The sequence below is a fragment of the Bilifractor sp. LCP19S3_H10 genome (genome assembly GCF_052119185.1).
Lineage (GTDB): Bacteria > Bacillota > Clostridia > Lachnospirales > Lachnospiraceae > Bilifractor.
In genome coordinates, this window is the sequence record NZ_JBQKFT010000012.1 from 73,125 (window position 1) to 99,291 (window position 26,167).

21 protein-coding genes are annotated in these 26,167 nt (G+C 51.9%); 17 read left to right on the plus strand and 4 right to left on the minus strand.

What is annotated here, in order from left to right; genetic code table 11:
- Positions 1 to 4: 4 nt before the first annotated feature.
- On the minus strand, positions 5 to 1,207 hold the full coding sequence (locus tag ACTQZS_RS10355; protein ID WP_441475735.1) for a cation:proton antiporter: 1,203 nt from the start codon (positions 1,205 to 1,207) through the stop codon (positions 5 to 7).
- A gap of 384 nt (positions 1,208 to 1,591) precedes the next feature.
- On the opposite strand from ACTQZS_RS10355, the gene ACTQZS_RS10360 reads away from it, so the two are divergent.
- From ACTQZS_RS10360 to ACTQZS_RS10405, 10 genes are all read left to right on the plus strand, one after another.
- Positions 1,592 to 2,929: a TrkH family potassium uptake protein gene (locus ACTQZS_RS10360; protein ID WP_441475753.1), complete on the plus strand. Its 1,338-nt coding sequence runs from the start codon at positions 1,592 to 1,594 to the stop codon at positions 2,927 to 2,929.
- A 39-nt stretch (positions 2,930 to 2,968) separates the two neighbouring features.
- Positions 2,969 to 3,616 carry a potassium channel family protein gene (locus ACTQZS_RS10365; RefSeq protein ID WP_441099465.1) on the plus strand — a complete coding sequence of 216 codons (648 nt, stop codon included), beginning with the start codon at positions 2,969 to 2,971 and terminating at the stop codon, positions 3,614 to 3,616.
- A 158-nt stretch (positions 3,617 to 3,774) separates the two neighbouring features.
- Positions 3,775 to 3,897: a hypothetical protein gene (locus ACTQZS_RS10370; protein WP_441475736.1), complete on the plus strand. Its 123-nt coding sequence runs from the start codon at positions 3,775 to 3,777 to the stop codon at positions 3,895 to 3,897.
- Positions 3,898 to 3,927: 30 nt separating this feature from the next.
- Positions 3,928 to 5,538: a sensor histidine kinase gene (locus ACTQZS_RS10375; RefSeq protein ID WP_441475737.1), complete on the plus strand. Its 1,611-nt coding sequence runs from the start codon at positions 3,928 to 3,930 to the stop codon at positions 5,536 to 5,538.
- Positions 5,531 to 6,262 (plus strand): response regulator, encoded by a 732-nt coding sequence (locus ACTQZS_RS10380; protein WP_441475738.1) that lies wholly within the window; start codon positions 5,531 to 5,533, stop codon positions 6,260 to 6,262. Before ACTQZS_RS10375 ends, ACTQZS_RS10380 begins: the two co-directional genes overlap by 8 nt.
- 158 nt (positions 6,263 to 6,420) lie before the next feature.
- A complete protein-coding gene (gene bsh / locus ACTQZS_RS10385) occupies positions 6,421 to 7,410 on the plus strand; it encodes a choloylglycine hydrolase (protein ID WP_441099469.1) in 990 nt (329 codons plus the stop codon).
- 293 nt (positions 7,411 to 7,703) lie between these two features.
- Complete coding sequence (gene rbr / locus ACTQZS_RS10390; RefSeq protein ID WP_441099470.1) at positions 7,704 to 8,351, plus strand: rubrerythrin; 648 nt, start codon at positions 7,704 to 7,706, stop codon at positions 8,349 to 8,351.
- Between the two features lie 361 nt (positions 8,352 to 8,712).
- On the plus strand, positions 8,713 to 8,904 hold the full coding sequence (locus ACTQZS_RS10395) for a hypothetical protein (RefSeq protein WP_441475739.1): 192 nt from the start codon (positions 8,713 to 8,715) through the stop codon (positions 8,902 to 8,904).
- Positions 8,858 to 9,841 carry a pseudouridine synthase gene (locus tag ACTQZS_RS10400; RefSeq protein WP_441475740.1) on the plus strand — a complete coding sequence of 328 codons (984 nt, stop codon included), beginning with the start codon at positions 8,858 to 8,860 and terminating at the stop codon, positions 9,839 to 9,841. The genes ACTQZS_RS10395 and ACTQZS_RS10400 overlap by 47 nt, the downstream gene beginning before the upstream one ends.
- Positions 9,842 to 9,897: 56 nt before the next feature.
- On the plus strand, positions 9,898 to 12,366 hold the full coding sequence (locus ACTQZS_RS10405; RefSeq protein WP_441475741.1) for a hypothetical protein: 2,469 nt from the start codon (positions 9,898 to 9,900) through the stop codon (positions 12,364 to 12,366).
- A gap of 202 nt (positions 12,367 to 12,568) precedes the next feature.
- Here the strand turns inward: ACTQZS_RS10405 and rd are convergent, their stop codons facing one another.
- Entirely contained in the window at positions 12,569 to 12,730 is a 162-nt protein-coding gene (rd, locus tag ACTQZS_RS10410) for a rubredoxin (RefSeq protein WP_441099633.1), read from the minus strand.
- A gap of 345 nt (positions 12,731 to 13,075) precedes the next feature.
- Here rd and hisA point away from each other — a divergent pair, with 345 nt between their 5' ends.
- The 5 genes from hisA (at position 13,076) to ACTQZS_RS10435 (ending at position 19,985) form a co-directional block, all read left to right on the plus strand.
- The gene (gene hisA, locus ACTQZS_RS10415; protein ID WP_441475742.1) at positions 13,076 to 13,936 is read left to right on the plus strand and encodes a phosphoribosylformimino-5-aminoimidazole carboxamide ribotide isomerase; all 861 of its coding nucleotides are present in this window, start codon (positions 13,076 to 13,078) and stop codon (positions 13,934 to 13,936) included.
- Positions 13,937 to 14,145: 209 nt separating this feature from the next.
- Complete coding sequence (locus ACTQZS_RS10420; RefSeq protein WP_441099635.1) at positions 14,146 to 14,955, plus strand: methyltetrahydrofolate cobalamin methyltransferase; 810 nt, start codon at positions 14,146 to 14,148, stop codon at positions 14,953 to 14,955.
- A 217-nt stretch (positions 14,956 to 15,172) separates the two neighbouring features.
- Positions 15,173 to 15,814, plus strand: coding sequence for a corrinoid protein (locus tag ACTQZS_RS10425; RefSeq protein WP_441475743.1), 642 nt, complete (start codon positions 15,173 to 15,175; stop codon positions 15,812 to 15,814).
- A 253-nt stretch (positions 15,815 to 16,067) separates the two neighbouring features.
- On the plus strand, positions 16,068 to 17,852 hold the full coding sequence (locus tag ACTQZS_RS10430) for an ASKHA domain-containing protein (RefSeq protein ID WP_441475744.1): 1,785 nt from the start codon (positions 16,068 to 16,070) through the stop codon (positions 17,850 to 17,852).
- A gap of 36 nt (positions 17,853 to 17,888) precedes the next feature.
- Positions 17,889 to 19,985 (plus strand): hydantoinase/oxoprolinase family protein, encoded by a 2,097-nt coding sequence (locus ACTQZS_RS10435; RefSeq protein ID WP_441475745.1) that lies wholly within the window; start codon positions 17,889 to 17,891, stop codon positions 19,983 to 19,985.
- Between the two features lie 55 nt (positions 19,986 to 20,040).
- Here the strand turns inward: ACTQZS_RS10435 and ACTQZS_RS10440 are convergent, their stop codons facing one another.
- Together ACTQZS_RS10440 and ACTQZS_RS10445 are read right to left on the minus strand one after the other, a co-directional pair.
- Positions 20,041 to 21,894: a sensor histidine kinase gene (locus ACTQZS_RS10440; RefSeq protein WP_441475746.1), complete on the minus strand. Its 1,854-nt coding sequence runs from the start codon at positions 21,892 to 21,894 to the stop codon at positions 20,041 to 20,043.
- Entirely contained in the window at positions 21,891 to 23,582 is a 1,692-nt protein-coding gene (locus ACTQZS_RS10445; protein ID WP_441475747.1) for a response regulator transcription factor, read from the minus strand. The genes ACTQZS_RS10440 and ACTQZS_RS10445 overlap by 4 nt, the downstream gene beginning before the upstream one ends.
- A 181-nt stretch (positions 23,583 to 23,763) precedes the next feature.
- On the opposite strand from ACTQZS_RS10445, the gene ACTQZS_RS10450 reads away from it, so the two are divergent.
- Together ACTQZS_RS10450 and ACTQZS_RS10455 are read left to right on the plus strand one after the other, a co-directional pair.
- A complete protein-coding gene (locus ACTQZS_RS10450) occupies positions 23,764 to 25,179 on the plus strand; it encodes a sugar ABC transporter ATP-binding protein (protein ID WP_441475754.1) in 1,416 nt (471 codons plus the stop codon).
- A complete protein-coding gene (locus ACTQZS_RS10455; RefSeq protein ID WP_441475748.1) occupies positions 25,179 to 26,165 on the plus strand; it encodes an ABC transporter permease in 987 nt (328 codons plus the stop codon). Before ACTQZS_RS10450 ends, ACTQZS_RS10455 begins: the two co-directional genes overlap by 1 nt.
- Positions 26,166 to 26,167 lie beyond the last annotated feature (2 nt).

Consider the following 26,167-nt stretch of genomic DNA (forward strand, 5'->3'; position numbering starts at 1 on the left):
GTTTTCAGGCGGCCTTTTCCGGCTGTGGAGTCTCTGGCTTTTCGGATTTTGCGTACAGCGCCTTCAGAGCGATCGGAGTGATGATCGAACTGATGATAATCAGAAGGATGACCGAGGTAAAATAGCGGCTGTCCATCATTCCTGCCTTGAGACCTCGCTGCGCGACGATCAGGGCGACCTCGCCGCGGGTCATCATGCCTACGCCGATCTTCAGGCTGTCCGGGCCGCTGAATCCGCAGACCCGCGCGATGGCGCCGCAGCCGATGATCTTTCCGACCAGACCGACCACTACAAATGCGGCGGAGAACAGGAGGATGGTGGTGTCCAGCTGTCTCAGATTGGTCTGAAGACCTATGCTTGCGAAGAAAACCGGTCCGAAGATCATATAGGAATTGATGTCCATCTTTCGTCCGATATATTCCGCGTCATTCAGAGAACAGAGAATGACACCTGCGCAGTATGCGCCGGTGATGTCGGCCACGCCGAAGTATTTGTCGGCAACATAGGAGAGTGCAAAGGCGAGGGCGAGTCCGATGATCGGAATCCGGCGGGTGTGCGGGTACCGGCTGTCGATTTTTTTCATGAGCTGATAGACCAGATATCCGGCGATCAGGGCAAACACAAAGAACAGAAGTGTCTTCAGCGCAACGAGTCCGATATTTGCCTTCGGATTTTTGAGACTGATAACAGCGGTGAGGACGAGGATTCCGATGACATCATCGATAATCGCTGCGCTCATGATTGTGGTTCCGACTTCGGTTGAAAGCTTTCCGAGCTCGCGCAGCGCCTGAACCGTAATGCTGACAGAGGTCGCGGCAAGAATCGTTCCGATGAACAGGCCGCGGGTGAAGTTCTCGGTGCCCGGTGCGGAAAAACCGTAGAAGCACATGAAGAGAAGGGTTCCGAGTGCCATTGGAACTGCGACTCCGGCACAGGCGATGAGGGTCGCTTTTATGCCGGATTTCTTCAGCTGATCGAGGTCGGTCTCGAGGCCGGCGTTGAACATCAGAAGGATGACGCCGATTTCAGCCATTCCGGTTAGGAAATCATTGGTCTGAACGATATTGAAGACACTTGGCCCGATGAGAAGACCGGCGATGATCTCGCCCGCGACCTGAGGCGCCTTGAGTTTTCGTGCAATGAGGCCCAGAAACTTGGCTGCGATAATAATAATAGCTATGTCCTTTAAAATACTTAGCGTATCCATTTAAACACCCCAACTCCTAATAATATTTTATAAAATTGATAAAAATTTCACACTTTATTATACAACAAATAAAACGTCTTCGCAGTATTTTTTTTAAGCCGTCTGAGCATGTGTTTTTACAAAGCCGTCTGAGCACGTGTTATCTTAATAAAATCTTAATACCAGACCGGCAACATTAACACTGTCTTTATGATAATTTCCGGATAATATAAATATAAAAAGGTTAATGTGATGTCTTTGCTTATCCTGATAATCCTGATAAAGAGATAATGCAATGTCATTTGATTGTGGATCTGATAAGAGACAATAGGATGTCATTTGATTGTGGATCTGATAAGAGATTATACGATGTCATTTGATCCTGGAAAAGAGATGCCTGATATGATGAGACAACTAGTGAATAAGCTGGAGCACCTGAAGCCGGTACAGGTGATCATACTCGGATTTCTGATGGTAATCATTGCGGGAACGCTGCTTTTGATGCTTCCTTTTTCCTCGCGTGGCGCAGGATCTGCGGGATTCGCGGATTCGCTGTTTACGGCGGTCTCCGCCGTGTGTGTGACGGGACTGGTCGTGCAGGACACGGCGACGTTCTGGAGTTTTTTCGGTCAGGCTGTGATTCTGACACTGATTCAGGTAGGCGGTCTTGGTGTATTTACGGTGGCGATCGCACTGGCGCTTGTATCCGGCAAAAAGATTGGTCTGATTCAGAGAAACATCATGCAGGAATCGATCTCCGCTCCGCAGATCAGCGGGATTGTGAAGTTTACGAGGTTTATCCTGGAGACCACCTTCGTCTGTGAGGGGATCGGAGCGGCGGTGATGATGCCGGTATTTATCCGTAGATTCGGCGCGGGAAAGGGAATCTGGTACGCGTTTTTTCATTCGGTGTCGGCGTTCTGCAATGCCGGATTTGACCTGATGGGGGAGAGCGGAAAATACGGATCACTGACGCATTTCGCCGCAAATCCGTTGATTAATATCACGATTATGACACTTATTATCGTGGGCGGAATCGGTTTTCTGACGTGGATGGACGTGGCAATCAATGGTTTTCACCTGAAGCGGTTCCGCCTGCAGAGCAAGGTGATTCTGACGATGACACTGACACTCATATTGGTACCGGCCATTTACTTTTATTTCGGCGAATTCACGGAGGGACCGGCAGGTGAGCGCGTACTGCTTTCGTTTTTTCAGTCGGTGACACCCAGGACTGCCGGCTTTAATACCGCGGACCTGACAAAAATGAGTGAGACAGGGATCTTCGTTTTAATCATTCTGATGCTGATTGGCGGATCACCGGCATCAACGGCGGGCGGGATGAAGACGACGACGGCAGCGGTTCTTCTGGCGTCTGCCGCCGCGGTGTTCCGACAGCGCAAGGACGCGGAAATTTTCGGGAGAAGAATACCACTGGACGCAATCCGGAGTGCCGGCGCCATCCTTCTGCTCTATACCATGCTCTTTGCTCTCGGAGGCATGGTGATCAGCAGGATCGAAGGACTGCCTCTTCTGGACTGCCTGTTTGAGACGGCGTCCGCGATCGGAACGGTGGGCCTGACCATGGGAATCACACCGGGACTGTCGCTGGTATCGAGGGGAATTCTGACTTTCCTGATGTATTTCGGAAGAGTCGGAGGACTGACGCTGATCTTTGCGACGGTGTCTGAGAAAGGAATGAACAACGGGCGACTTCCGGAGGAACGGATCACAGTGGGCTAAAGCCCTGCTTTTGGGGAATATGGAGGAGGAGAGATGCAGATGAAGTCAATTTTACTGATCGGACTCGGCCGTTTCGGAAAAAATATCGCGATGAAGCTCCGGGAGATGAATCACGAGGTCATGGCAGTCGACCGCAATGAAAAGCGTGTCAATGAGATCATGCCCTATGTGACCAATGCCAGGATCGGAGACAGCACAGACGAGGAGTTTCTGAAGTCGCTGGGAATCCGGAATTATGATCTGTGCTTTGTGGCGATCGGGGACTGTTTTCAGGATTCCCTGGAGACGACATCACTGGTGAAGGAGCTCGGCGGCAAGCTTGTGGTGGCCAGGGCCGCCAGCGAGGTTCAGGCGAAATTCCTGAAGCGGAACGGGGCAGACGAGGTTGTTTTTCCGGAACAGCAGATTGCGAGATGGGCGGCCATCCGGTACAGCTCGGATCACGTTTTTGATTATTTTGCCATGGATGATGACTGTGCCATCTTCGAGGTGTCCGTTCCCGATAACTGGGTCGGGAAGTCGGTCGGGGAGCTGAATATCCGGAAACGTTACCGGATTAATATCCTTGCCATAAAAGCGGATGAGAGGATTGATATGAATATCACATCCGAGACGGTTCTGACAGCAGAAGAAAATCTTCTGGTGCTCGGGAAGAACAAGGATATGCAGAAATGCTTCCGGATCTGAGGGAGCAGGCGTAACGGCGGGACAGCAGATGCGGCTCACGTAAAGACAAGAGGACAGCGGAATTGCAATAACTGCGATACGGCATATGGGGCTCATATAAAGACCGAAGACAGCGGAGATGCCGGGGAAAGTGAGACAGATCGGAAGGAGGGATCGTTATGAAGATATTGTTGTTGATAGCGTTCCTTGCGGTGCTTGCGATTGTGGGTGATCACCTCATATCTTCATTTGACGAACTGATAGAGAAATACTACCATAATAAGAATAAGGACAGTAAATGATGATGATTTGGAAGGGGCTGCGGAATCTGTATGGAGAATGGACAGGTCAGGAATGCCGGAGCAAAGGAGAGAGAAAAAATACCGGTTGAAACCGCGATATCGTCGATAAACGACAGGGTGAGCACGCGGGAAAGAATCCGGGAGATCTTATTTTCTGCCGCGATGCTGGGACTATGCTCGGTGATCTGCTGGTGGTTTAAGCTGCTGAATGGTGTGGAATCCAATATCGTGGTGCTCTATATCTTCTTTGTTTTTCTGATTTCGGTGCGCACGGCAAACTGGATCTACAGTGTCTGCGCTGCCGGACTAAGTGTCGTGATCTATAATTTTCTGTTTACGGCTCCGGAATTCACGCTTCACGCCTATGACAACCGCTATACGGTTTCCTTCGGTGTGATGCTGCTGATCGCTCTTCTGACCGGTGTAATGGCCGCCAGACTGCGGACACAGGCGAGGAATTCCGCGCGCATGGCATTTCGCGTCAGTGTTCTGTACGAGACGAATCAGCTCGTGGAAAAGTGCAGGAGTCAGGACGAGATCAAAGAGATCACAGCGAAGCAGCTGGTGAGGCTTCTCCACAGGAATGTGCTTCTGTACAGAGACAGGGGGAGCGTTGACGGGAAACCCGCCATGTTCCTGTCGGACAATTCCGGGGAACCAGGTTTTGCTGCCGAACAAGAGAAGGCTGCGGCAGAACTGGCGTTTGAACATGGCGAAAAAACCGGGAGAGGTACGGATTCTGTTCCGGAAGCGTCCTGCGTGTACCTGGCAATCCGCCTGAATCAGGCGGTGTACGGCGTCATGGGAATTGATGTCCGGGACAATGAGCTGGACACCTATGAGGAGAGCATGGTGACGGCGATACTCGGAGAAGCCGCGATTGCCCTGGAGAATAAGCGGAACGAGCAGGAAAAGGAACAGGCACGGCTGATGGCGAAGAACGAACAGCTTCGCGCGAATCTTCTGCGCTCGATTTCTCATGACTTGAGGACTCCGCTGACATCGATTTCAGGCACAGCGAGCCTCCTGCTGTCCGATGGGGACAGGCTGGATGATGCGTCGAGGAAAAATCTTTATTCCAATATATATGAGGATTCCATGTGGCTGGAGGATCTGGTGGAGAATCTGCTGTCCATTACGCGGCTGAAGGATGATCAGACCAGAATTCATACCTCTGCGGAATTCGTCAGCGAGGTGATTGAAGAGGCTCGGAGGCATTGCAGCCGAAAGCTTTCCGAGCATCGGTTTTCCACAGAGCAGTCGTCGGAGGTTCTGCTTGGAAAAATGGACGCGCACCTGATTATCCAGGTACTGGTCAATCTGGTGAATAACGCCGTGAAATATACGCCGCCGGGTTCGGAGATCCGGATCTGCACGGAGCGGAAGGGGGATATGATTCAGATTTCAGTGGAGGATAACGGGGCTGGTGTGTCTGAGACAGACCGGCCGCATATCTTTGACATGTTCTACAGCGGCAAAAAGACAGTGGCGGACAGCAGCAGAAGTCTCGGCCTCGGTCTTGCCCTTTGCAGGGAAATTGTGCAGGCACACGGCGGGAAGATCTGGTATGAGGAGAATGTTCCGCACGGCAGTATTTTCCGGTTTACTATACCGGCGGAGGAGGTTCGGACGGATGTCTAAGGCAACGATTCTTGTGGTAGAGGATGATCCCTCTGTGCAGAACCTGATTACGACGGCTCTGAAAATGTATGGATACGATTCGGTGACAGCCGGGAACGGACAGACTGCGGTGATGCAGGCGGCCACCCGCAGCCCGGATGTTATTTTTCTGGATCTGGGACTGCCGGACATGGATGGCGTAGAGGTAATCCGAAAAGTGCGGACTTGGTCTGCGCTTCCGATCATTGTGATCAGCGCGAGAAGCGAGGAGACCGACAAGATCGAGGCACTCGACGCGGGAGCGGACGATTATCTGACAAAACCGTTTTCAGTGGAGGAGCTTCTGGCAAGACTCCGCGTCTCACTGAGACGTCTGCCGTTTCTGAAGCAGGCGGCGGAACCGACGCCGGTGTTCACAAACGGGGGACTGGTCATCGATTTTCCGGCGGAGACGGTGACTCTGGACGGAAGGGAACTCCATCTGACGCCGATTGAATATAAGCTGATTTCTCTGCTCGCTCACAACGAGGGAAAGGTTCTGACCTATTCCTATATCACGAAGGCGATCTGGGGAGAATCCGCGGAGAGCGAAATGGCGTCGCTGCGGGTATTTATGGCAAATCTGCGAAAAAAGCTGGAGGATAAGGAGGGCTCGCAGCATTTTATTCAGACGCACATCGGCATCGGATACCGGATGCTGAAGGCAGAAGAAGATGGAAGGGGAAAGAACCGGCAGACCGGGTAGTTCCGTTGCACAAAAATGAGAAAATATAAAAAAATTACGTGAAAAAACAGAAAATCACAGGACAGTGTCTGGAAAATGAAGTATAGTGTATAGGAAACCGAAAGAACGGACATCAACTGAGTTCAGCATTGCAGTGAGAACTGCAGAAAGGACAGATTATGTGTACAGCGGCAACATATACAGGTAAGGATCATTATTTTGGAAGAAATCTTGATCTGGAGTATTCCTATCATGAATCGGTAACGGTCACACCGAGAAACAAGGAACTTGTGTTCCGTCATCTGGCTCCTATACCAAACCACCTGGCAATGATCGGCATGGCATATGTGGTTGGAGATTATCCGCTATATTATGATGCAATGAATGAAAAGGGACTGTCGATGGCAGGTCTGAACTTTCCCGGAAACGCGGATTACAGAAAGCCGGAGGAGGGAAAGGACAATGTCGCTTCCTTTGAATTCATTTCATGGATTCTGGGTCAGTGCGGAAGTGTGGAGGAAGCCAGAAAGTATCTTTCAAGAATCAACCTGACCGATGACGCTTTCGCGGCGGAGCTTCCGCCTTCACCGCTTCACTGGATTGTCGCCGATCAGAAGGAGTGCGTGGTATTCGAACAGACGGCGCGGGGTGCGCAGATCTACGATAACCCGGTAGGAGTGATGACCAATAATCCGACCTTTGATTATCAGATGACACATCTCGCAGATTATATGAACGCATCCGCCGGGCTTCCGGAGCAGAAGCTGATCCCGGGCGTGGAGCTGAACGCGTACAGCCGCGGCATGGGCGGAATGGGAATTCCGGGAGATCTTTCCTCGGCCTCAAGATTTGTAAAGGTCGCATTTACAAAGATGAATTCCCTGAAGGCGGAGGATGAATCCGCAAGTATCAGCCAGTTTTTCAAGATCCTCGGATCTGTCGAGCAGCAGAAAGGATGCTGCCGTCTTGCGACGGACAAGGACGGGAATCCGGTCTGCGAGTATACGATCTACAGCTCCTGCTGCAACATGGACAAGGGAATCTACTATTACACGACGTATGAGAACAGTCAGATCACGGCGGTTGACATGCATCACACAGATCTTGACGGGAGCAGTCTCACCTCGTACGAACTCATAAAGGGACAGCAGATCCGGATGCAGAATTAAAAGATAATGCTGACAACTGTGGCATGACAATTACAGCACTGCGAATTGGCAATATTGTGGCTGGACTTATCATGACAATATCGGGTATAATAGAGTTACGTGCTGAATATTGTGATGGATAGGATGAAATTATCACAAAAACTCAGACAGCACTAATCATGAAAGAATCATACAGGAGCAATCAGAAGAGGAGCGGATCGGAAGAGACGGCGGCAGAAGAGAAGCGGATTTCAGCGGTGAAAGCGGAGTCTGTCTGCCTGACGACTGAGACGCAATCAGACAGGAGGCGTGTTATGAAGTTCAAATGTAAGGTTTGTGGGTATATCTACGAGGGAGATCAGGCTCCGGAGGAGTGCCCGAAGTGTCATCAGAAGAATGTATTTGAGCCGGTGGATGAAGAAAAGAAGAATCCTTATGCCGGTACCAAGACGGAGAAGAACCTGCTGGAGGCTTTCTCTGGTGAGTCACAGGCGCGCAACAAATACACATTCTTCGCTTCCGTTGCGAAGAAGCAGGGATTTGAGCAGATTGCGGCACTTTTCCTGAAAACAGCGGACAACGAGAAAGAGCATGCAAAGCTCTGGTTCAAGGAACTCGGTATGCTCGGCGACACAGAAGAGAATCTGCTGTCCGGTGCTCTTGGCGAGAATTATGAGTGGACCGATATGTATGTGCGTATGGCAAAGGATGCCGACGAGGAAGGCTTCCACGAGCTGGCTGAGAAGTTCCGCGGGGTTGCCGCGATTGAGAAGACACACGAGGAGCGCTACCGCAAGCTGCTTCACAACGTAGAGATGAAAGAGGTCTTCAAGAAGAGCGAGGTCAAGGTCTGGGAGTGCAGAAACTGCGGACATATCGTTGTGGGAACAGAGGCTCCGGAGGTTTGTCCGGTATGCAATCATCCACAGTCCTTCTTTGAGGTTCATGAAGAGAACTATTGATTTTTCTGCTTAATATCTGGTGCATTCGTATGTTATTGGTTTTACCGGCTGACGTCTTCCATGGGATCGCTCGTGGGAGATGTCAGATGGACGTATATCAGATACTTTTTACGAATGTGTGATTCAGCGGGATGGCAAATGAGAACGTTTGCCACCCCGCTGTTGTTTTTTCTTGCATGTACAGAGGGTATTCCGGAAATATGATGTGGGAACCGGCGCTGCCGGTGGGAGGAATTCTAAATTTATATTACCGGCAGGGGTTTTTGTGTAGATAAGGCGGGGTATCTTGGTGTATAATTCAATCCATGACAGTTACTTATGGTAACTGAAGGAAATTAAAGGGAACAATACGCAGGTTCTGATGGATGAAGCAATCAAAGCGCAGATTTTTTTAACGGAAGCGGATGAGACTCAGGATCTGACAACTGGAGCGGGCGGGGCAAAACCGGATGATCAGAATTCTCAGAGAAACGGAAAATTATATAGCGGTAAGAAAACCTGCTGGCATGGCGACGCAGTCGGGGAAACTGGGGCAGATGGATCTGGTGAATGAGCTTCTGAATGAGCTTGCGGTCAGACAGCGCAAGGAGAGACGCATACAGGGGAAGACACGGCCGTCCCGGGCTCCGTATCTGGCGGTGATCAATCGTCTCGACCAGCCTGTGGAAGGGATCGTTCTCTTCGCGAAAAATCCGAAGGCTGCTGCGAAGCTCTCGGAGATGCTGAGAAATCACGAGATCCGCAAGGAGTATCTGGCTGTTGTATACCTGACGAAGGGGAGGGGCTCTTCCGGCAGGATCGATATGGCTGGAGAGGCCGGGCCGCTTGACGGGCAATGGCATCAGCTTTCAGATTTCATGCTCTTCGACGGCAGAAGCAACCGGTCCGAGATTGTCGGAGAGAGAGTACCGGGTGCGCAGAGGGCAGTTCTGAAGTACAGAATTCTGAAGATTTCCGTGGCGATTCAGGCAGGAACAAATCGCGGGCAGGAGTTGGACTGCGGAAGAAGCATGACATCCCGGAGTGGCGAAAGCTGCGGGCAGGAGTTGGACTGCGGAAGAAGCATGGCATCCCGGAGCGGCGATAGTCACGGGCAGGAGCGTATCTTCGGGAAGACAGGAGCAGACCGTGCCGGTGATAATTCCGGGAAAGAACAGCAGGCACCAGAGATTCCGGCCGACGTTTATGAGTCCGGCACGAAGAAGGCACTGCTGGAGATTGATCTTGGCACGGGCAGGCATCATCAGATCCGGCTGCAGCTTTCTCACGCGGGGATGCCGATCGTGGGAGACCGGAAATACGGTGTTGAGAGCTGCCGGGAGGTGAAACACACGAAAAAACGATGGGGAGGGCATGGAAATTTTCCGGCTCTGTGTGCGTTCCGTCTGATCTTTACCGATCCGTGGAGCAAAGCGCGGACAGAGATCCGGGCTTTGCCGGAGGGGGAGAATTTCAAGTGCTTTGGGGAGATCCGAATGGAGGAGATCTGATCTGCCGTTGTATGCGATATATGTAAAAATAAATTCAGGGGAGCATCGCAGGATTTATGAAGAAAGCTATTCGTGTTTTTTTAATACTGCTGGTGATTTTTGTGGCGGGGGTGATTGTGTTTTCGCTGCAGATCAACCGCAGGCAGGAGCCTGAGAATACTGAGGAGGCAACGGGGCCGACACTTCCGGTCGTCTTCATGGAGATTGACGGGATGGATGTGAACGAGATGTTCGGGGTGCGCGGAAATCTGCAGGAAACCTCGGAGAGGGACTCGGTCACTCCGCTTCCCTCCTCGAAGAAACTGTCGTTCCGTATAGATCCGAAGGAATCGGAGATAACGGGAGTAAGTTATGAGATTTCGTCCATCGCGGATGAGAGTCTGGTGGAGAACGGAGAAATCACGGATCAGAAGACTGGAGAGGATGGCTCGGTCACTGCTTCTTTTACAGCAAATTCGAACCTCCGGTCAGGCCAGGAATATATGCTCTGCATTGATCTGAAGCTGAAGAGCGGTGATGATGCCCGATATTACACAAGACTAGTGCAGGGCAGCGGTATTGACTTTAGCGGATATCTGAAATTTGTCAGTGATTTCGGGACGATGTGTCTGGACAAGAACAATCAGGACACACTTGCGGGCTATCTGGAAACAGACGACAGCGGTACCTCAGGGGATTTTACGGATGTGGATATTACATCCGATACGGATACCGTTACCTGGGGAGACCTCGCGCCGTCTATGGTAACGGAGGCTGCGCCGGTAATCTGCGAGTGCAATACGACTACGGTCAGCATGGAAGCGGATTACATCATCAGTTCGAAGGACAGCGAGGGGCAGACGGAGTACTATAAGGTAAAAGATTTCTACCGCATGAAATACGCGGACGGCACGACAAATATCTCGCTGCTGAACTTCAAGAGGACGGCAGCGCTGATCTTCGACAGTAGCCTTCCGGTTTTGACAGACAGCGGGCTTTTGCTCGGCGTTCAGGACAGCAGCATTTCCTATGCGTCCAGTGAGACCGGAAATATTGCTGTTTTTGCGGAAAACGGAGATCTCTGGTCGTACAATACGGAAACCGGAGTGCTGAGCTGTCTTTTTTCCTTCCGTGAAAAAGCAAACGGGGCTTATACCTTTGATGACCGCACGGAAAATGAGCAGCATGACTTTGCGATTGAAAATGTGTCAGAAAACGGGGACGTCACCTTTGTGCTGTACGGCTATATGCCGTCCGGAGCGCATGAGGGACGGATGGGGGCCGCCGTATTTACGTATTCGCCGAACACGGATATATCAGAGGAGAGGATGTTTATTCCTCTCAATCAGAGCTACGATGTGCTGAAACGAAATATTTCCCGGCTGTCCTATGTGAGCAGCAAGGATGAACTGTACCTGTTTCTCGGGACGGAGCTGTGCAAGATTAACCTTACGGACGGGTCGTACGAGGTGGTGCAGGATACTATTGACAGCAGCGGATTCGCGTCGTCGGATTCGCAGCAGGTGGTCGCATGGCTTGACAGTGACAATGAAGGAGGATCGAAGACTGCGACAATGCTCGATCTGGAGAGTGGAAAGTCACTGCAGATACCGGCACCGGACGGGGAGGCCATTGTTTCCTGCGGTTTTGTGGACAATGATTATGTGTACGGGCTGGTTAAGGATGAGGATGTGGTTACCGGAAGTGACGGCACAATTACATGTGGAATGTATCGTCTTGTCATTGAGGACATCAATGGAACGGTCAAGAAGGATTACCAGAAGGAGAATCAGTATGTCACTGCGGTGTCAGAGGAGCATGACGCACTTGCGCTCAAGCTGTCTGCATTGTCCGACGGTACCTACCGGGATGCGGGAACGGACCGCATCGTAAAGAATGAACAGGAAGATACTGGTGTTGGCCTAAGCACAACGACCGACAGCCGCACGGGGCAGGAGACGGTGCTTACTCTTGCAAGTGGTTCCGCTAAAAAAATCACACCGAAGAGTGCGGAGATTCTCTATACAAAAGCCGGGTCCGAGACCATTCTGGAGTGGCCGGAGACGGATCAGAACCTGTATTCTGTATATGGGTTTGGAACGCTGCAGGGAATATACAGCAGCGTAAACCGGGCAATCGCGGCAGCGGATGGTGTGTCGGGACTGGTGCTCGACAGTGCACAGAGATATGTGTGGGTGAGAGGAGACTGGCCGTCTTCCTATACGATTGATACCGCGACGATTCCGGAGGGCTTCCTGGAGCTTGCCTATGATTCGGACGCGCTTGGAAATCTGCTCGGGTCCGGATATACTGTGCTGAATCTGTCGGGATGTACGCGTGAGGAGCTGTACTATCAGCTTTCAAAGGGTTATCCGGTGCTCGCAAAGGTTTCAGACAGCAGTGTATATTATGTGATCGGGTATGACGAGTATAATATCTGGATTTATGATAAAACGAGCGGGAAGGCAAAGGCGGTAGCTACAGATGATGCGGATGCGCTTTTCAAGAAGAATTCGTATCAGTTCCTGAGCTATATTGCCGCTTGAGTAAGACTATTCGCAGAGAGTCTCTTACACACGCTTTGCGTGTGACGAGCCTGTTTGCGTTTTCGAAGAGCTGTTCAGACTGTGATATGTATAAGCTTATACATAAAAAAGAAGCCGTCTCAGGTGTCCGGAGATCCGGACAAGACCTGAAATGGCTTTTCCAATGTCATGATATATGTCGGCCTGGTTCGCCGGAGCGATATCAGTCAACCGGGGAGAAGTCCTCCTTGCCGGCGCCGCAGATCGGGCATACCCAGTCATCGGGGAGATCCTCAAATGCTGTTCCGGGAGCGATTCCGTTATCCGGATCTCCTTCTGCAGGATCATATACATATCCACAAGGACCACATTCATACTTTTGCATAGCTATTACCATCCCTTCTGTAATTTGAATAAGTTGATTTGTGAAAAATTCCTTCCGGAAATCCGGCGAAGAACGTTTCTGGATCATGATTGCATTATATTATGAAGAAGTTAGGTTTGACAAGGCAAAACGGATATTTCATGTGGACAGTAACTGCCCGGTGGATTTTGAAAGTACAAAATAGAAGGGTGAAGGCCTGTCGGCCTGAAGGGGTTGAGCCGCAAGACGATAATGTCTGAGGGGTTGAGCCACAAGACTACAATGTCTCAGGGAGCTGAGCCGATAAACTACAATGTCTCAGGGGGTCATCTACAAAACTACAGTGACAAGAAAGGAAGGGTTCTTATGGAGTTTCGGCCGTGCATCGACATACACAATGGAAAAGTGAAGCAGATTGTAGGAGGGACGCTGAAGGATGCGGGGGATTTTGCCGCGGAGAATTTTGTGTCCGAACAGGATGCCGCCTTTTACGCGAGGCTGTACCGTCAGTACGGGCTTCGGAACGGGCATATTATCCTGCTGAACCCGCCGTCCTCAGAGTACTATCAGGCGACACTGAGACAGGCAGAGGCCGCGCTCGCGGCATGGCCGGGAGGATTGCAGATCGGAGGCGGTGTCAATGCCGAGAATGCGGCTTGTTTTCTGGAAAAGGGAGCGAGTCATGTCATCGTTACATCCTATGTCTTTCGTGACGGAAATGTTTCCATGGACCGGCTCGGACGACTGGTGTCTGCCGCGGGAAAGGAACACCTTGTCCTGGATCTCAGCTGCCGGAAAAAGGACGGCAGGTATTATATCGTGACGGACCGCTGGCAGAAATTTACGGACGTGGAAGTGACCATTGATTCTCTTTGCGAATTTGCAAAGTACTGCGATGAGTTCCTGATTCATGCGGCGGATGTCGAGGGCAGGGCGATGGGAGTCGAACGGGAGCTGGTGGATATTCTTGCGAAGGCATCGGAGAAAATTTCCGGGGGTATTCCGAATCCGCATGGAGATGGAACGAAAAGGATTTTTCCCATTACCTATGCGGGGGGCGTGGGAAGCTTTGAGGATCTTCGCTGGTTGAAACAGGAGGGAAAGGATCGTATCAATGTGACGATTGGAAGCGCTCTGGATCTGTTCGGAGGCAGTATGAATTTTGAGAGGGTTCTCCGTACATGTGGGGAACTCCGTACATGTGGAAAAGATACAGTGTCAGAATGACGGAAAAACCGGAGATAACGAGATAAAACGCATGAATTTGTGCAGAAACTTACAAAAAACGCCGACAATATAGCATAAATTTTTACGCGTATTTTTAATTCATTGTATACATTGAACAATAGGGTGCTATACTGAATCTATACTCATCTGCGTGTTCTGGCGGAAAGGAACACGCGATGATTGGACAGCATATTTAGGAGGGTATTACAATGATAATTATCGGAGAGAAGATCAATGGATCGATTCCCGCAGTCGCGGAAGCGATCAAGAATCGTGACGCAGATGAAATCAAGCGCCGTGCGCTGATTCAGGCGAATGCGAGAGCGGATTATATTGACTGCTGCGCGTCCGTTCCGGAAGCGGAGGAGGTAGAGACACTGAAATGGATGATTGACTGCATTCAGGAAGTTACGGATGTTCCGATTGCGGTTGACAGTCCGAGCCCCAGAGTCCTGAAGGAGATATTCCCGTACTGCAAGAAGCCCGGAATCATCAATTCCGTTTCCGGAGAAGGCGACAAGATTGACATTCTCTTCCCGGCGATTGCCGATACGAAATGGGAAGTTATCGCACTGTGCAGTGACGATACTGGAATTCCCAAGACGGCGGATGACAGACTCAGAGTCTTCCATCATATCATGGATGAGGCGAAGAAATACAACATTGCTCCGAGCCGTATCCATATTGATCCGCTGATCGAGATGCTTTGCACCTCCGAGGACGGAATCGGGATGGTGGAGAGTGTTATGCAGACGATTCGCAGTGAGTATCCGAGCATTCATATTACCGGCGCTGTAAGTAATATTTCCTTCAATCTCCCGGCAAGAAAGCTTGTCAATATCGGATTTACGGTTCTGGCCATGAAGGCAGGACTTGACAGCGCGATCTTCGATCCGACGAACCGGGATCTTCTGGGAGTTATCTTCGCAACCGAGGCGCTTCTCGGCAACGATGAGTACTGCATGGAGTATATTGAAGGATTCCGTGACGGACTGTACGGACCGAAACCGAAGGCATAAGGAGTATCATTCACAACTGCCTGTGCCCCAAAGCGCTGAACACCGTGTATCACGGTTCGGCGGTATAAGGATATCCTTTACAGCTGTTTGTGCCCGATAAACGGGCACCACAGTGTGTATCAGTCAGATATTCATTTCACAGACATCCTTGCGGAAAAGGGGATCTGTGATTGCGGAATGAATATAAATAAATTATTTAAAAGCGGAGGATTTTACAATGGGAAGTATTGAAGAAGTTGCTAATCTGGTTGAGCATGGACGTTCCAAGAAGGTTCCGGCTGCAGTTCAGGCTGCTCTGGATGAGGGAATTGATCCGAACGACATTCTGCAGAAGGGTATGATCGATACCATGGGTATCGTCGGAGAGAAGTTCAAGAACAATGAGATCTTCGTTCCGGAGATGCTGGTAGCTGCAAAAGCAATGAAGGCAGGCGTAGAGGTTCTGAAACCGCATCTTGCAACAGGAGCGGCAGGAAAGCTCGGTAAGGTCATCATTGCTACGGTAGCCGGCGACCTTCATGACATCGGCAAGAACCTTGTTGCGATGATGATCGAGTCTGCCGGATTTACAGTAATTGATCTGGGTGTTGACGTGCAGATCGACAAGATCATCGAGGCGGTCAATGAGAATCCGGATACAAAGATTGTTGCGCTGTCTGCCCTGCTGACAACCACAATGCCATCGCTGAGAGATACTGTTGCCGCACTGAACGGCGCTCCGTTCCGCAGCAACATCAAGGTTATGGTCGGCGGTGCTCCGATTACGCAGGAATTCGCGGACGAGATCGGCGCAGACGGATATTCCGAGGATGCTGCATCGGCTGCTGAGCTTGCGAAGAAGCTGGTTGGCGCAGAATAATTTCATAAGAACAGGTATATGGGGCCGGCGCATGGGAAAGCTTGTATGCGCCGGCTTTTTTTACGCGAACAGTGAGCCGCAGCCGAATGCGAAGTATTCGTGTGCGGCGAGCGTCGCGATAGCGAGATAAAACTCGCGCAGCGTGTTTTATCTCGTTGTGTCAGATATTAAGATCTGTAAAGATCTGTAAGGATCCGTACAAGCAGGCTGGCCGGGGGATACCGGCAGATTTTTTTATAAGAGGTGATGGTTGATGGCAGAAAAATACAGAATATGTTTTCGGCCGCAGAACAGGGAAATAGAGGCCGATGCGGGAATGACCATTCTGGAGGCGGAGAGAATGGCGGGTCTGGAGCCGGACGCGCCCTGCGGCGGCTGCGGCAAGTGCGGAAAATGCAGAGTGGATATCCTGAAGGGAAAGAAAATCGGAGTGGTTCTGGCATGTCAGACCCGGATCGACAGCAGCATGACGGTAGATACGATGTATCAGGAAAAGGTCCGGAAAATACTGTCCGAGGGACTGACCAGGGAGGTACCGGTGGAGCCAGGAGCTTTTCCGGGAGAAGATCAGGCAGAGGCGAAGGCCGCAGGGAGAGAAGAATCCGGCGTTCCGTTCTTCCTGATGGCCTTTGATATCGGTACGACGACGGTTGTAGGATATCTTCTGGACGGGCATACCGGACGGACGCTTTCCGTTGCCAGCCGGATGAATCCGCAGCACGCGTTTGGCGCCGATGTGATCTCCAGAGCAAATTATGTGCTGGAACACGGAGAAGAGGGGAGCCGGGAGCTGAGAACATGCATTGTGAAAGCCATGAACGATTTGATCCGTGAGGCAGCGGAAAGCGCCGGAGTTCAGGTGGAGGATGTTCTGCAGACGGCTGTGGTCGGAAATACCTGTATGCATCATCTCTTCCTCGGGATATCTCCGGACAGCCTTGTGCACGCTCCCTATGTTCCGGCAGTGCGGAAGGGAATGATCCTGACGGCGGAAGAAACGGGACTGAAATTCGGACCCCGCTGTCCAATGGGGGAAAAGACAGGGGAAATCCCGGTATTTGAACTTGAGAAGGAAGTTCTGGCGAATAAAGACAGCGGGAAGCGTTTCCTGATCAGCCGGGACATGAGACGCGCGGACAGCATTCATGAGAAACAGGGAGTTGTCCTTCTTCTTCCGAATATTGCGGGATTTGTCGGAGCGGATACGATTGGCTGTATGGTATCGGCGGCCTTTGACCGGCTGGAGGAGCTGACTCTGATGGTGGACATCGGGACCAATGGAGAGATGGTTCTGGGAGATCAGAAAAAAATGCTTACGACCTCTACGGCTGCCGGACCTGCCTTTGAAGGCGCGAAAATTGAGTGCGGCATGCGGGGAGCAGACGGTGCAGTAAGCCATCTGCGGGAGTCGGACGATGGTTTTTCTCTGGAAGTCGTCGGAGATGTGAAGCCTGTCGGCATCTGTGGTTCCGGTCTGATTGACGCGCTTGCCTTTCTGATCCGCCATGGCTTTATCAATAATTACGGCGCTTTTCGTGATCCGGAGGACCTGGAGGATCCTCTGGCATGCAGGCTGAAGGACAGATTGATCACCGTTCATGGACAGCCTGCCTTTCTGCTCGTCAGAGGCGAGGACAGCGCAGACGGCGAAGAGATCTATCTGACACAGAAGGACGTGAGGGAGGTTCAGCTGGCCAAGGGAGCAATTGCGGCAGGAATACAGATTCTGACGGAAAAACTGGGAAAGAAGACCGGAGAGATCCGGCACGTTTTTCTTGCGGGAGCCTTCGGAAACTATATGGATTCCGGGAGCGCCTGTGAGATCGGAATGATACCCTATGAGCTTCATGACAGAATAACGGCGGTGGGGAATGCCGCCGGAGAAGGCGCAAAGCTTGCGGCGGTGAACCGTGGGGAGTTTGAGTATGCCTGCAGGCTGTCAGAGGAAACTGAGTTCATTGAGCTTGCCTCAGAGAGCAGCTTTCAGGACGTTTTTGTAGACAAGCTGGAGTTCGAGCGCGCGATTGAAGACGAATGAGGCCGTGTGAAACACGGAGAAGGAATTTTTTATAATATGATCGGAATAGGAATTGATACCGGCGGAACCTATACGGATATTGTCGTATATGACATGGGAAGCGGCAAGGTACTCGGATCGGGGAAGACGCCGACGACGAAGGACCATCTGGAGGTGTGCATTCTCAAGGCATTGGACAGCATGGATCAGAGCTATATCCACCAGGCGGAGCTTCTGGCGCTTTCCACGACGCTCGCGACAAATGCCTGTCTGGAGAATAAGGGAGGAAGGGCGAAGTGCCTGATGATCGGCATGAATCCGGAATCGATGAGCAATCTGGACCAGGTATATGGATCCTACGGATTCCGGGATCTGAAGGAGCTGGTCTTCATTGATGGGAAGCCGGAGCATTTATTTGAGAAACCGGAGGATCCGGACTGGGAGGAACTGAAGGAGAAGGGACCGGAGTGGTTCCGGGGCTGCCGGGCGGTGGGAATCACGCAGATCTATCCGGACGCAAACGGCGGACGATTTGAGCAGGAAGCGGAAAAAATCCTGAAGAAAGAGGGATTTCAGGTTACGACAGCATGGAATATGTTCCATGATGTGGATGTGCTGCGGAGAGGCGCAGGTACACTTCTGAATGCACGACTGATTCCGATCATTACAGATTTCTTAGATGCTGTCCGCAAGGCGCTGGCGGAACGGAACCTGAAGATGCCGATCGCGATCGTTGCAGGAAATGGAAATCAGATGGCAGAGGCGGTCGCGTGTGAGAGACCGGTGGAAACGCTGCTGTCAGGACCGGCTGCGAGTGCGGTCGGCGGGAGTGTGATCTCGGGAGAGCCGGACGGGATTCTCGTGGACATGGGAGGTACAACGACGGATATTGCGCTGATCCGTGAAGGAGAGCCGGTGCTGGCGGATCAGGGGATCTCGATCGGGCAGTGGAGGACCACGGTCAAGGGGCTGTATGTCGATACGACTCTGCTCGGCGGAGACAGCGAGGTTTTATTTGAAAACGGCCGCATTCTCCTTGGGAAGGAGCGGGTGATACCGCTTTCAGCTCTGGTGCAGATGTTCCCGGAACAGAAGGAGCAGATCATCCACAGGCTTCAGGTGCTGGCGGAATCCGGCAAAAAACACACGCGGATGCTTCATGAATTTTTGGTGCTGCAGAATAATATTCTGGATGATCCGGATCTTCGGGACCGGTATACGCCGGAGGAGATCCGCATCTGCGAGGCTCTTCGGAACGGACCGCTGATCCTGGAGGATTTTGCGGAAGCTGCCGGAGAAAGCGTGTACAAGCCGGGGACGGAGCGGCTTGAGGCGGAAGGCGTCATCATGCGCAGCGGCCTGACCCCGACGGATATGATGGTTCTGAAGGGAGACATCGATCTGTACGGAGAAGATTCTGCAAGAGCGGTTCGCGAGGCAGTGCGTTTCCTGATCCAGAATACAGATCCGGAAGAGACAGCAGAGAACGAGAAATCTGTGGAGATGGGGCCGGAGGAGGCCGTGGCGGACGAGGTATATCGCCTGGTAGAGAAGAAAATGTACCGCAGAATCGTGGAGATTCTGATGACACAGCAGCATCCGGGGCAGCGGCGTTACCTGGAACAGGACGGGGTGAAGAAGATGATCGACTGGTCGTTTGAGGAAGCCAGGAAAGGCGGCGCAGAGGACTGGGCGGGAATGAGAATTCATACGGACCTGCCGATCATCGGCGTCGGCGCGCCGGTGCATATCTTTCTCCCGACCGTTGCAGAATATCTCGGGACGAGAGCAGTCATTCATCCTTTCGCCGGCGTTGCGAATGCGCTTGGGGCGATTGCCGGAAAGGTTTCCGCGAGAGTCAGCATTCATGTAAAGGCGGATTATCAGGGTGCGGTTCCAGACGGATTCTCGGTGACCGATGGTAAGGGAAAACATAAATTTGAACATTATGAGGATGCGGAGAAATATGCGGAGAAAACCGCAAGAAAGCTGGCGGCGGAGGAAGCGCGCCGTCAGGGAACCGGAGAGAATCCGGAGATCCGGATTCTGAAGCGGCAGATACGGACGTCATCGGCGGTCGGCCCGGAGGTTTTCTTTGAAACGGTGGTGGAGGCCGTCGCCTCCGGGCGGTTCCGGGTTTCAGGGAGATTGTAAATTATGTCGCGTTACCTGGCTTTAATGGCTTAAATATTGATCGGGCGACGGAAATCTAGCTTTTTCCCGTCTTGGGAGGCAGCTGATCCGGGTTGGTGTATGCGGGGATCCGGATTTCAACCTCGGTTCCCTGGCCCGGAGTACTGGAATAGCGGAGGCCGTAGTCCTCGCCGTAGAGAATCTGCAGGCGACGGTGTGTGTTGAAGATGGCGATCTGGTTTCCCTTACCGGAGGATTGTATTTTTCCGGTGAGCAGATCACCGATCTTCTCCGGCGGGATGCCGACGCCGTCATCCGAGAGGAGCAGAATCATGGTTCCGTTTTCGATCCATCCAGTCAGCACGATCGTTCCCTTCCGGCCTTCCTTTTCGAGAATGCCGTGAAGGATGCTGTTCTCGACAATCGGCTGAAGGGTCAGCCGGGGAATCCGATTTTCCATCATGGAATCCGGCACGTCCACGACGAAGTCGATGCCGTTGTCGAAGCGCATGTTCTGAAGGCGCACGTAGATCGAGGCATGCTCGATCTCCTCCTCCAGGATGCCGATGGAATCCTTGCGGCTGAGCGTAAGGCGGTAAAATCTGGAAAGATCGCGGACAGCCTGATTGATCTCCCTTGTCCGTCCCTGCTGCGCCATCCAGTTGATCATTTCCATGGTGTTGTACAGAAAATGTGGATTGATCTGCGCCTGCAGAGAGCGGAACTCGGCGATCCGAAGTTCCTCGGACTGCTTCTGCTGTTTCTCCATCAGATTGTTGATCTGCCTTGCCATGTAGTTGTAGGAGTCGACCAGATCACCGATTTCGTCATTCTCGGTCGGAGAATTCATGGGGACTGGCGGCCCGTTCTTAACCCGGCTCATCTGCCGGCTGACGGCACTGATCCGGTCCGTGAAGGAGCGGGACAGGAAGTAGGCGAGAAAAATAGCGATGACGGCAGTCGCGGACCAGATTGTGACAAGCTTCAGCCAGTACATCATGGTCGTCCGGCGGAGAGGGGCGGATGGCGTGATGTTCACCAGAAACCAGTCCGCCGCGGGAAGATAATAGTATGAGACATAGACTGTCTCGCCGAGAACCTTTTTTTCCAGGAACCCATTTGAACTCATCAGATTATTCTGAATGCTGCTGTAATTCATATAATAGATGCCGGAAAGCCTGGAATTTGTGGTTGTGACCATGGCGTCTCTTTCATTTGTGATATAGGAGACGCCTCCCTCCGGTGTCGGATGTCCGCTCAGAATCTTCCGGAGGGTATCGGAGTGGAAATAGCAGGCAACATAGCACTTTGTAATGGTTCCGGAAGAATCCCTGACAGAGGCCGGGTGAATATAGGCGCAGTCTCCCAGGTCGTTTTTCTCAGAGACACCAAGGTACAGCGGTGGGCAGAACAGCTCCGATGGGTGTGTGCTGTAGAAAATGCCGTACCAGTAGGTCGCCGTTATGTCGTGCATGGAGGCGAAGACGCTGTTTCCCACAGAGAAAACGCGGCTGTCCTTCGGGAGATCGACATAGATCCGGATTGCCGATACGCCGTTTGAAGAGAGATATCTGGAGAGACCGCTCGAGAAGGCGGCGGCATCCTCCGAGGTCAGGGCGTCCGGGACAGAGGTATCGATCGTCTCTGAAAATACACTGGTGTAGAACCGGTTGGTTTTGATCTGATCGTAGACATCAATGACGCTGCGTATCCGCTGCTGAAGCAGAGGGGCGGACGCGGCGGTCTCAATCTGCTCCTGACGGAGCGTGTCGGAGGTGATCAGCTGATACAGCCTCGTGGAGAAAAAAATCCCCGCGACGATCATCGGAATCGCCACCGCAAGCATAATCGTCAGAAATAATTTGTACTGGATCTTCAGATCTCCGTAGAGATGGGAAAATCTGGTATTTTTTTTGCGCTCTTTCTTCAAAGGGAACACCTGCTCTCCCGGTACTCGGATGGGGACTGACCGGAATATTTCTTGAAAGCCTTTCCAAAGTAGTTGCTGTCGTTATATCCGACGCGCGTGGCAATGTCGGATATATTGTTCCGGGGATCCGCGAGCAGCTCCTTCGCCCTCTCCAGACGGAATTCCGTAAGATACTGGTTCAGGGTCTGCCCGGTCTCGTTCTTGAACACCGTGCATGCGTAGGATGCGGACAGAGACGCATACCCGCTGATTTCCTTTGTGGAAAGCATCGGGTTGCTGTAGTGGCGGCTGATATATTCCTTGATCAGATAGACCGAGGAATTCATCGGCACATAGTTCTCCACATCGTTCAGAAAATCGTTGATGGTCTTCTTCAGCATGTCGTGGAGTTCCGGATATGAAAAACAGCGGTTGAGGGAATCCAGGGTGTTGTCAAAGCTGTTCTGGGTGCCGGAGCCCGGGAGCTGGCGCTGCCTTCTCTGTGTGAAGACAGCATCAAGAAGCCGGTAGTACAGGGTCTGGATATTTCCCCGGATCAGGGAGGGATTTTCGTAGATTGCCTGGTACAGCTTATCCATGAGTTCCTCCAGAGTGACGCGGGAGGGATTCCTCAGAGCCGTGGTCAGCTCTTCGTAGATTGTCTCCGGGTTCTCCCGGGAGGGGGAGGGCGATTCCGGATCGCTGCAGAGAACTGTCCTATTATTATAGAAGAAACTGCTCTGCAGACGGATGGCGGCGGAACTGTAGGAATCGTAAAGCTTCTGAATTCCGCTTACGATCTGTCCGGCAGACAGATACCAGTTGTCCGTCTCGATATGGCAGGAGAGGAAATCTGTGACCGTCCGGACCGTATTCTGGGTGAACGAGTTTTTCCGGAACAGATGGAAGACAAACAGGTTCGGCTTCTTCTCGGCGGCGATCACATGAAGATGCAGCTGCCGCGCGAAATCATGGAGCAGCTTCTGAAGACGCGAGAAAAAATCGGGTCTCAGGTCAACCTGTTCGTCTGTCTGCAGAAGAACGGTAAAGGCCGCGTGAAACAGATCAACAGATCCGTAGCGCATACAGTACTTCCGGCTCAGATCCTCCACGGATTTGCGCGAAGAAGGGTACGGCATCGTCAGGCAGAGTGCCAGGTGCGCGGCGGAAATGGAATCTGTGATGCTCTCAGCGTTTTTTGTCTGCTCAATGGTGTGATAGCGCTCGATGGAGGCCCTGACCGTCTCTTCCACCTCGCTGATATCCAGTGGTTTTTCCACATAATTCACAGCCTGAAGGCGAATGGCGGCCTTCAGATATTCCTTGTCTGTATAACCGCTCATGAAAATGAAGACCGTGTCCGGCATGAGCGTATGAATCCGTTCCATCATTTCAATTCCGGACATCCGGGGCATCCGCACATCACTCAGGATGATTTCCGGTTTGTGAACGGAGGCCTGATGGAGTCCCTCCAGACCGTCTCCGGCGACATAGACCTCGTCGATGCCGAGCCGGATCCAGTCGATGGAGGAGGTCAGTCCCGTGCGGGTCAGATTTTCGTCGTCTACAATCAGAAGTTTAATGGTGATACCTCCCTGAAAAAACGCAAGAGTGTGGTTTTTGTTCGTGTTTTCGCTTAAATCAACAATATACAAACATATGATAGCACGGAATGAATCAGATTCGGAAAAAATATTACCCGATTCCATAAAAAATTCCTCTTAAAGCGTACTCTGGTCCGATGCTATACTTCTTTCATATGGAAAGGAGGACAAGAGCGTGTCAGAGGATTTGATTCTGGAACTTAAAGGTATTACCAAGATTTTCCCCGGTGTGAAAGCGCTGAATAACGTGCAGTTTCAGCTGCGCCGCGGAGAAGTACATGCTCTGATGGGAGAGAACGGAGCGGGCAAATCTACGTTCATCAAGGTTATCACAGGTGTTCACGCGGCAGAAGAGGGCCACATGTACCTGAACGGCAAGGAGGTACATTTCAAAGGACCGAAGGATGCTCTGTCGGCGGGTATTGCTGCTGTTTATCAGCATCCAACGACTTACCCGACGCTGAGTGTCACTGAGAACATTTTTATCGGTCATGAATTTATAAAGCACGGGATGATCCAGTGGAGGCAGATGAATCAGGAGGCCAAAAGGCTTCTCGACCGTCTCGACGCAGATTTCAAGCCGAGCGACGAGATGGGAACGCTTTCGGTAGCTCAGCAGCAGATGGTTGAGATTGCCAAGGCACTTTCAACAAACGCCAAGATCATCATTCTCGATGAGCCGACGGCGGCGCTTACGGCAAATGAGTCCGAGAAGCTGTACCGGATCGTGGATCAGCTCAGAGAAGAAGGGGTTTCCATTATCTTCATCTCGCACCGCATGGAGGACATGTACCGGCTTGCTTCAAGGGTTACCGTATTCCGTGATTCTCAGTACATCGGAACCTATGATGTAGACAAGATCACCGAGGCGGATCTGATCAAGGCGATGGTCGGACGTGAGATTTCTGATATGTATCCGAAGCCGGAGGTAAAGATCGGTGACGAGGTATTCCGCATTGAGGGAATGAGCCGCACGGGATATTTCAAGGATGTGTCTCTGAATATTCATGCCGGAGAGATTGTGGGACTGACCGGTCTGGTCGGCGCGGGACGTACAGAGACCATGGAAGCGGTATGCGGCATCACCAAGCCGGATGCCGGCAAGGTATTCGTTAATGGAAAAGAGGTCCATATCAAGAATCCCGCGGATGCGATGAAGGAAGGAATCGTCCTTCTTCCGGAGGATCGTCAGAAACAGGGCCTGATCCTCAGCTGGGGGCTTGGGGACAACGTCATTCTTCCAGTGCAGGATGAGCTTGCAAAGGGACCGTTCAAGGTGAAGAACGAATCGAAGGAGCGGGAGCTCGCTAAGAAGTACCTGGAAGAGGTTGATACAAAGGCAGTGACGATCTTTGATCCGGGCAGCAGCCTGTCCGGCGGAAATCAGCAGAAGGTCGTGGTTGCGAAGGCACTTGTTCAGGATAATATGAAGGTGCTGATCATGGATGAGCCGACCAAGGGCGTGGATGTCGGCGCAAAGGCAGAGATTTACAGCATCATGGGAGATCTGGCGAAGAAGGGATATGCGATTCTTCTGATCTCTTCCGAGATGGCGGAGATTCTGGGTATGAGCGACCGGATCTACACGATGTGCAAGGGACGGATTACCGGATGCCTGGATATCAATGAGGCTTCTCAGGAAAGCCTTCTGGAGCTCTCCATGGAAAACAGCAGGACTACCGGGAAGGAGGCAGTTAAATAATGAATCAGAAAAAATCATTATGGAAAATCATCACCGGTTCCCGTGAAGTCAGCCTGCTGCTGATCCTCATTGTGATGCTGGTTATTGTTCAGATTCTCAGCCGGGGCACATTCCTGACGCCGACGAACATCGGACAGATCTTCCGAAATAATGCGCTGACCATGCTGATGGCGCTCGGTATGCTGTGTGTCATGCTTACCGCCGGCATCGATATCTCGATTACTTCAACGCTTGCCTTCACCGGAATGATCATCGGAATGCTGCAGAAGAGAGCGGGATTCACCAATACATTCGTTCTGTTCCTGCTGGCCGCACTGATCGGCATTGCCTGTGGTTTCCTGAACGGACTGATCATTTCAAAGGGACATCTGGCACCGATTATCTGTACGATGGGCTTCATGTATATCTGGCGCGGACTCGCTTATGTGGTATCCAACAACCAGTGGGCATCCGGAGCGGACGTGGCAAAATTCGCCGAGTTCGGAAAGGATGGATCGGTCGGCCCGTACATTGTTCTGATTATCGCCTATGTTATCTTCTTCGTCGTCATGAAATGGACGACCTTTGGACGCCGCATCTATGCGGTCGGCTCCAATGCCGATGCCGCGCGGGTGTCCGGTATTAATGTAGACCGCGTTCTGATTCAGGTCTACACGATCATGGGCCTTCTGGCAGGAATTGCCGGTGCCCTCTCGGTATCCATCTATGCTTCCGCACAGCCGAACATGCAGTACGGAAAAGAAATGGACGTCATCGCTGCCTGCGTCATCGGCGGCACATCCATGAACGGCGGCCGCGGGTCAGTCGTGGGAACCTTCCTCGGAGCCCTGTTCTACGCAGTGCTCGCAAAGGCGCTTCCGCTGGTCGGCCTGGATTCCATCTGGCAGAACCTGATCAAGGGAGTCGTGGTACTGGCCGTTGTTCTCATTAACGTACTGACACAGCGCACGATGGACAGAGCCGCACTGGAAAGAAGGGAGATGTAATC

Excerpts from the sequence above, each read along its gene's own strand:
- ACTQZS_RS10355 (WP_441475735.1), bottom strand. The coding sequence starts at position 1,207 with ATGGATACGCTAAGTATTTTAAAGGACATAGCTATTATTATTATCGCA.
- ACTQZS_RS10360 (WP_441475753.1), top strand. The coding sequence starts at position 1,592 with ATGAGACAACTAGTGAATAAGCTGGAGCACCTGAAGCCGGTACAGGTG.
- ACTQZS_RS10365 (WP_441099465.1), top strand. The coding sequence starts at position 2,969 with ATGAAGTCAATTTTACTGATCGGACTCGGCCGTTTCGGAAAAAATATC.
- ACTQZS_RS10370 (WP_441475736.1), top strand. The coding sequence starts at position 3,775 with ATGAAGATATTGTTGTTGATAGCGTTCCTTGCGGTGCTTGCGATTGTG.
- ACTQZS_RS10375 (WP_441475737.1), top strand. The coding sequence starts at position 3,928 with ATGGAGAATGGACAGGTCAGGAATGCCGGAGCAAAGGAGAGAGAAAAA.
- ACTQZS_RS10380 (WP_441475738.1), top strand. The coding sequence starts at position 5,531 with ATGTCTAAGGCAACGATTCTTGTGGTAGAGGATGATCCCTCTGTGCAG.
- bsh (WP_441099469.1), top strand. The coding sequence starts at position 6,421 with ATGTGTACAGCGGCAACATATACAGGTAAGGATCATTATTTTGGAAGA.
- rbr (WP_441099470.1), top strand. The coding sequence starts at position 7,704 with ATGAAGTTCAAATGTAAGGTTTGTGGGTATATCTACGAGGGAGATCAG.
- ACTQZS_RS10395 (WP_441475739.1), top strand. The coding sequence starts at position 8,713 with ATGGATGAAGCAATCAAAGCGCAGATTTTTTTAACGGAAGCGGATGAG.
- ACTQZS_RS10400 (WP_441475740.1), top strand. The coding sequence starts at position 8,858 with ATGGCGACGCAGTCGGGGAAACTGGGGCAGATGGATCTGGTGAATGAG.
- ACTQZS_RS10405 (WP_441475741.1), top strand. The coding sequence starts at position 9,898 with ATGAAGAAAGCTATTCGTGTTTTTTTAATACTGCTGGTGATTTTTGTG.
- rd (WP_441099633.1), bottom strand. The coding sequence starts at position 12,730 with ATGCAAAAGTATGAATGTGGTCCTTGTGGATATGTATATGATCCTGCA.
- hisA (WP_441475742.1), top strand. The coding sequence starts at position 13,076 with ATGGAGTTTCGGCCGTGCATCGACATACACAATGGAAAAGTGAAGCAG.
- ACTQZS_RS10420 (WP_441099635.1), top strand. The coding sequence starts at position 14,146 with ATGATAATTATCGGAGAGAAGATCAATGGATCGATTCCCGCAGTCGCG.
- ACTQZS_RS10425 (WP_441475743.1), top strand. The coding sequence starts at position 15,173 with ATGGGAAGTATTGAAGAAGTTGCTAATCTGGTTGAGCATGGACGTTCC.
- ACTQZS_RS10430 (WP_441475744.1), top strand. The coding sequence starts at position 16,068 with ATGGCAGAAAAATACAGAATATGTTTTCGGCCGCAGAACAGGGAAATA.
- ACTQZS_RS10435 (WP_441475745.1), top strand. The coding sequence starts at position 17,889 with ATGATCGGAATAGGAATTGATACCGGCGGAACCTATACGGATATTGTC.
- ACTQZS_RS10445 (WP_441475747.1), bottom strand. The coding sequence starts at position 23,582 with ATGGAATCGGGTAATATTTTTTCCGAATCTGATTCATTCCGTGCTATC.
- ACTQZS_RS10450 (WP_441475754.1), top strand. The coding sequence starts at position 23,764 with ATGGGAGAGAACGGAGCGGGCAAATCTACGTTCATCAAGGTTATCACA.
- ACTQZS_RS10455 (WP_441475748.1), top strand. The coding sequence starts at position 25,179 with ATGAATCAGAAAAAATCATTATGGAAAATCATCACCGGTTCCCGTGAA.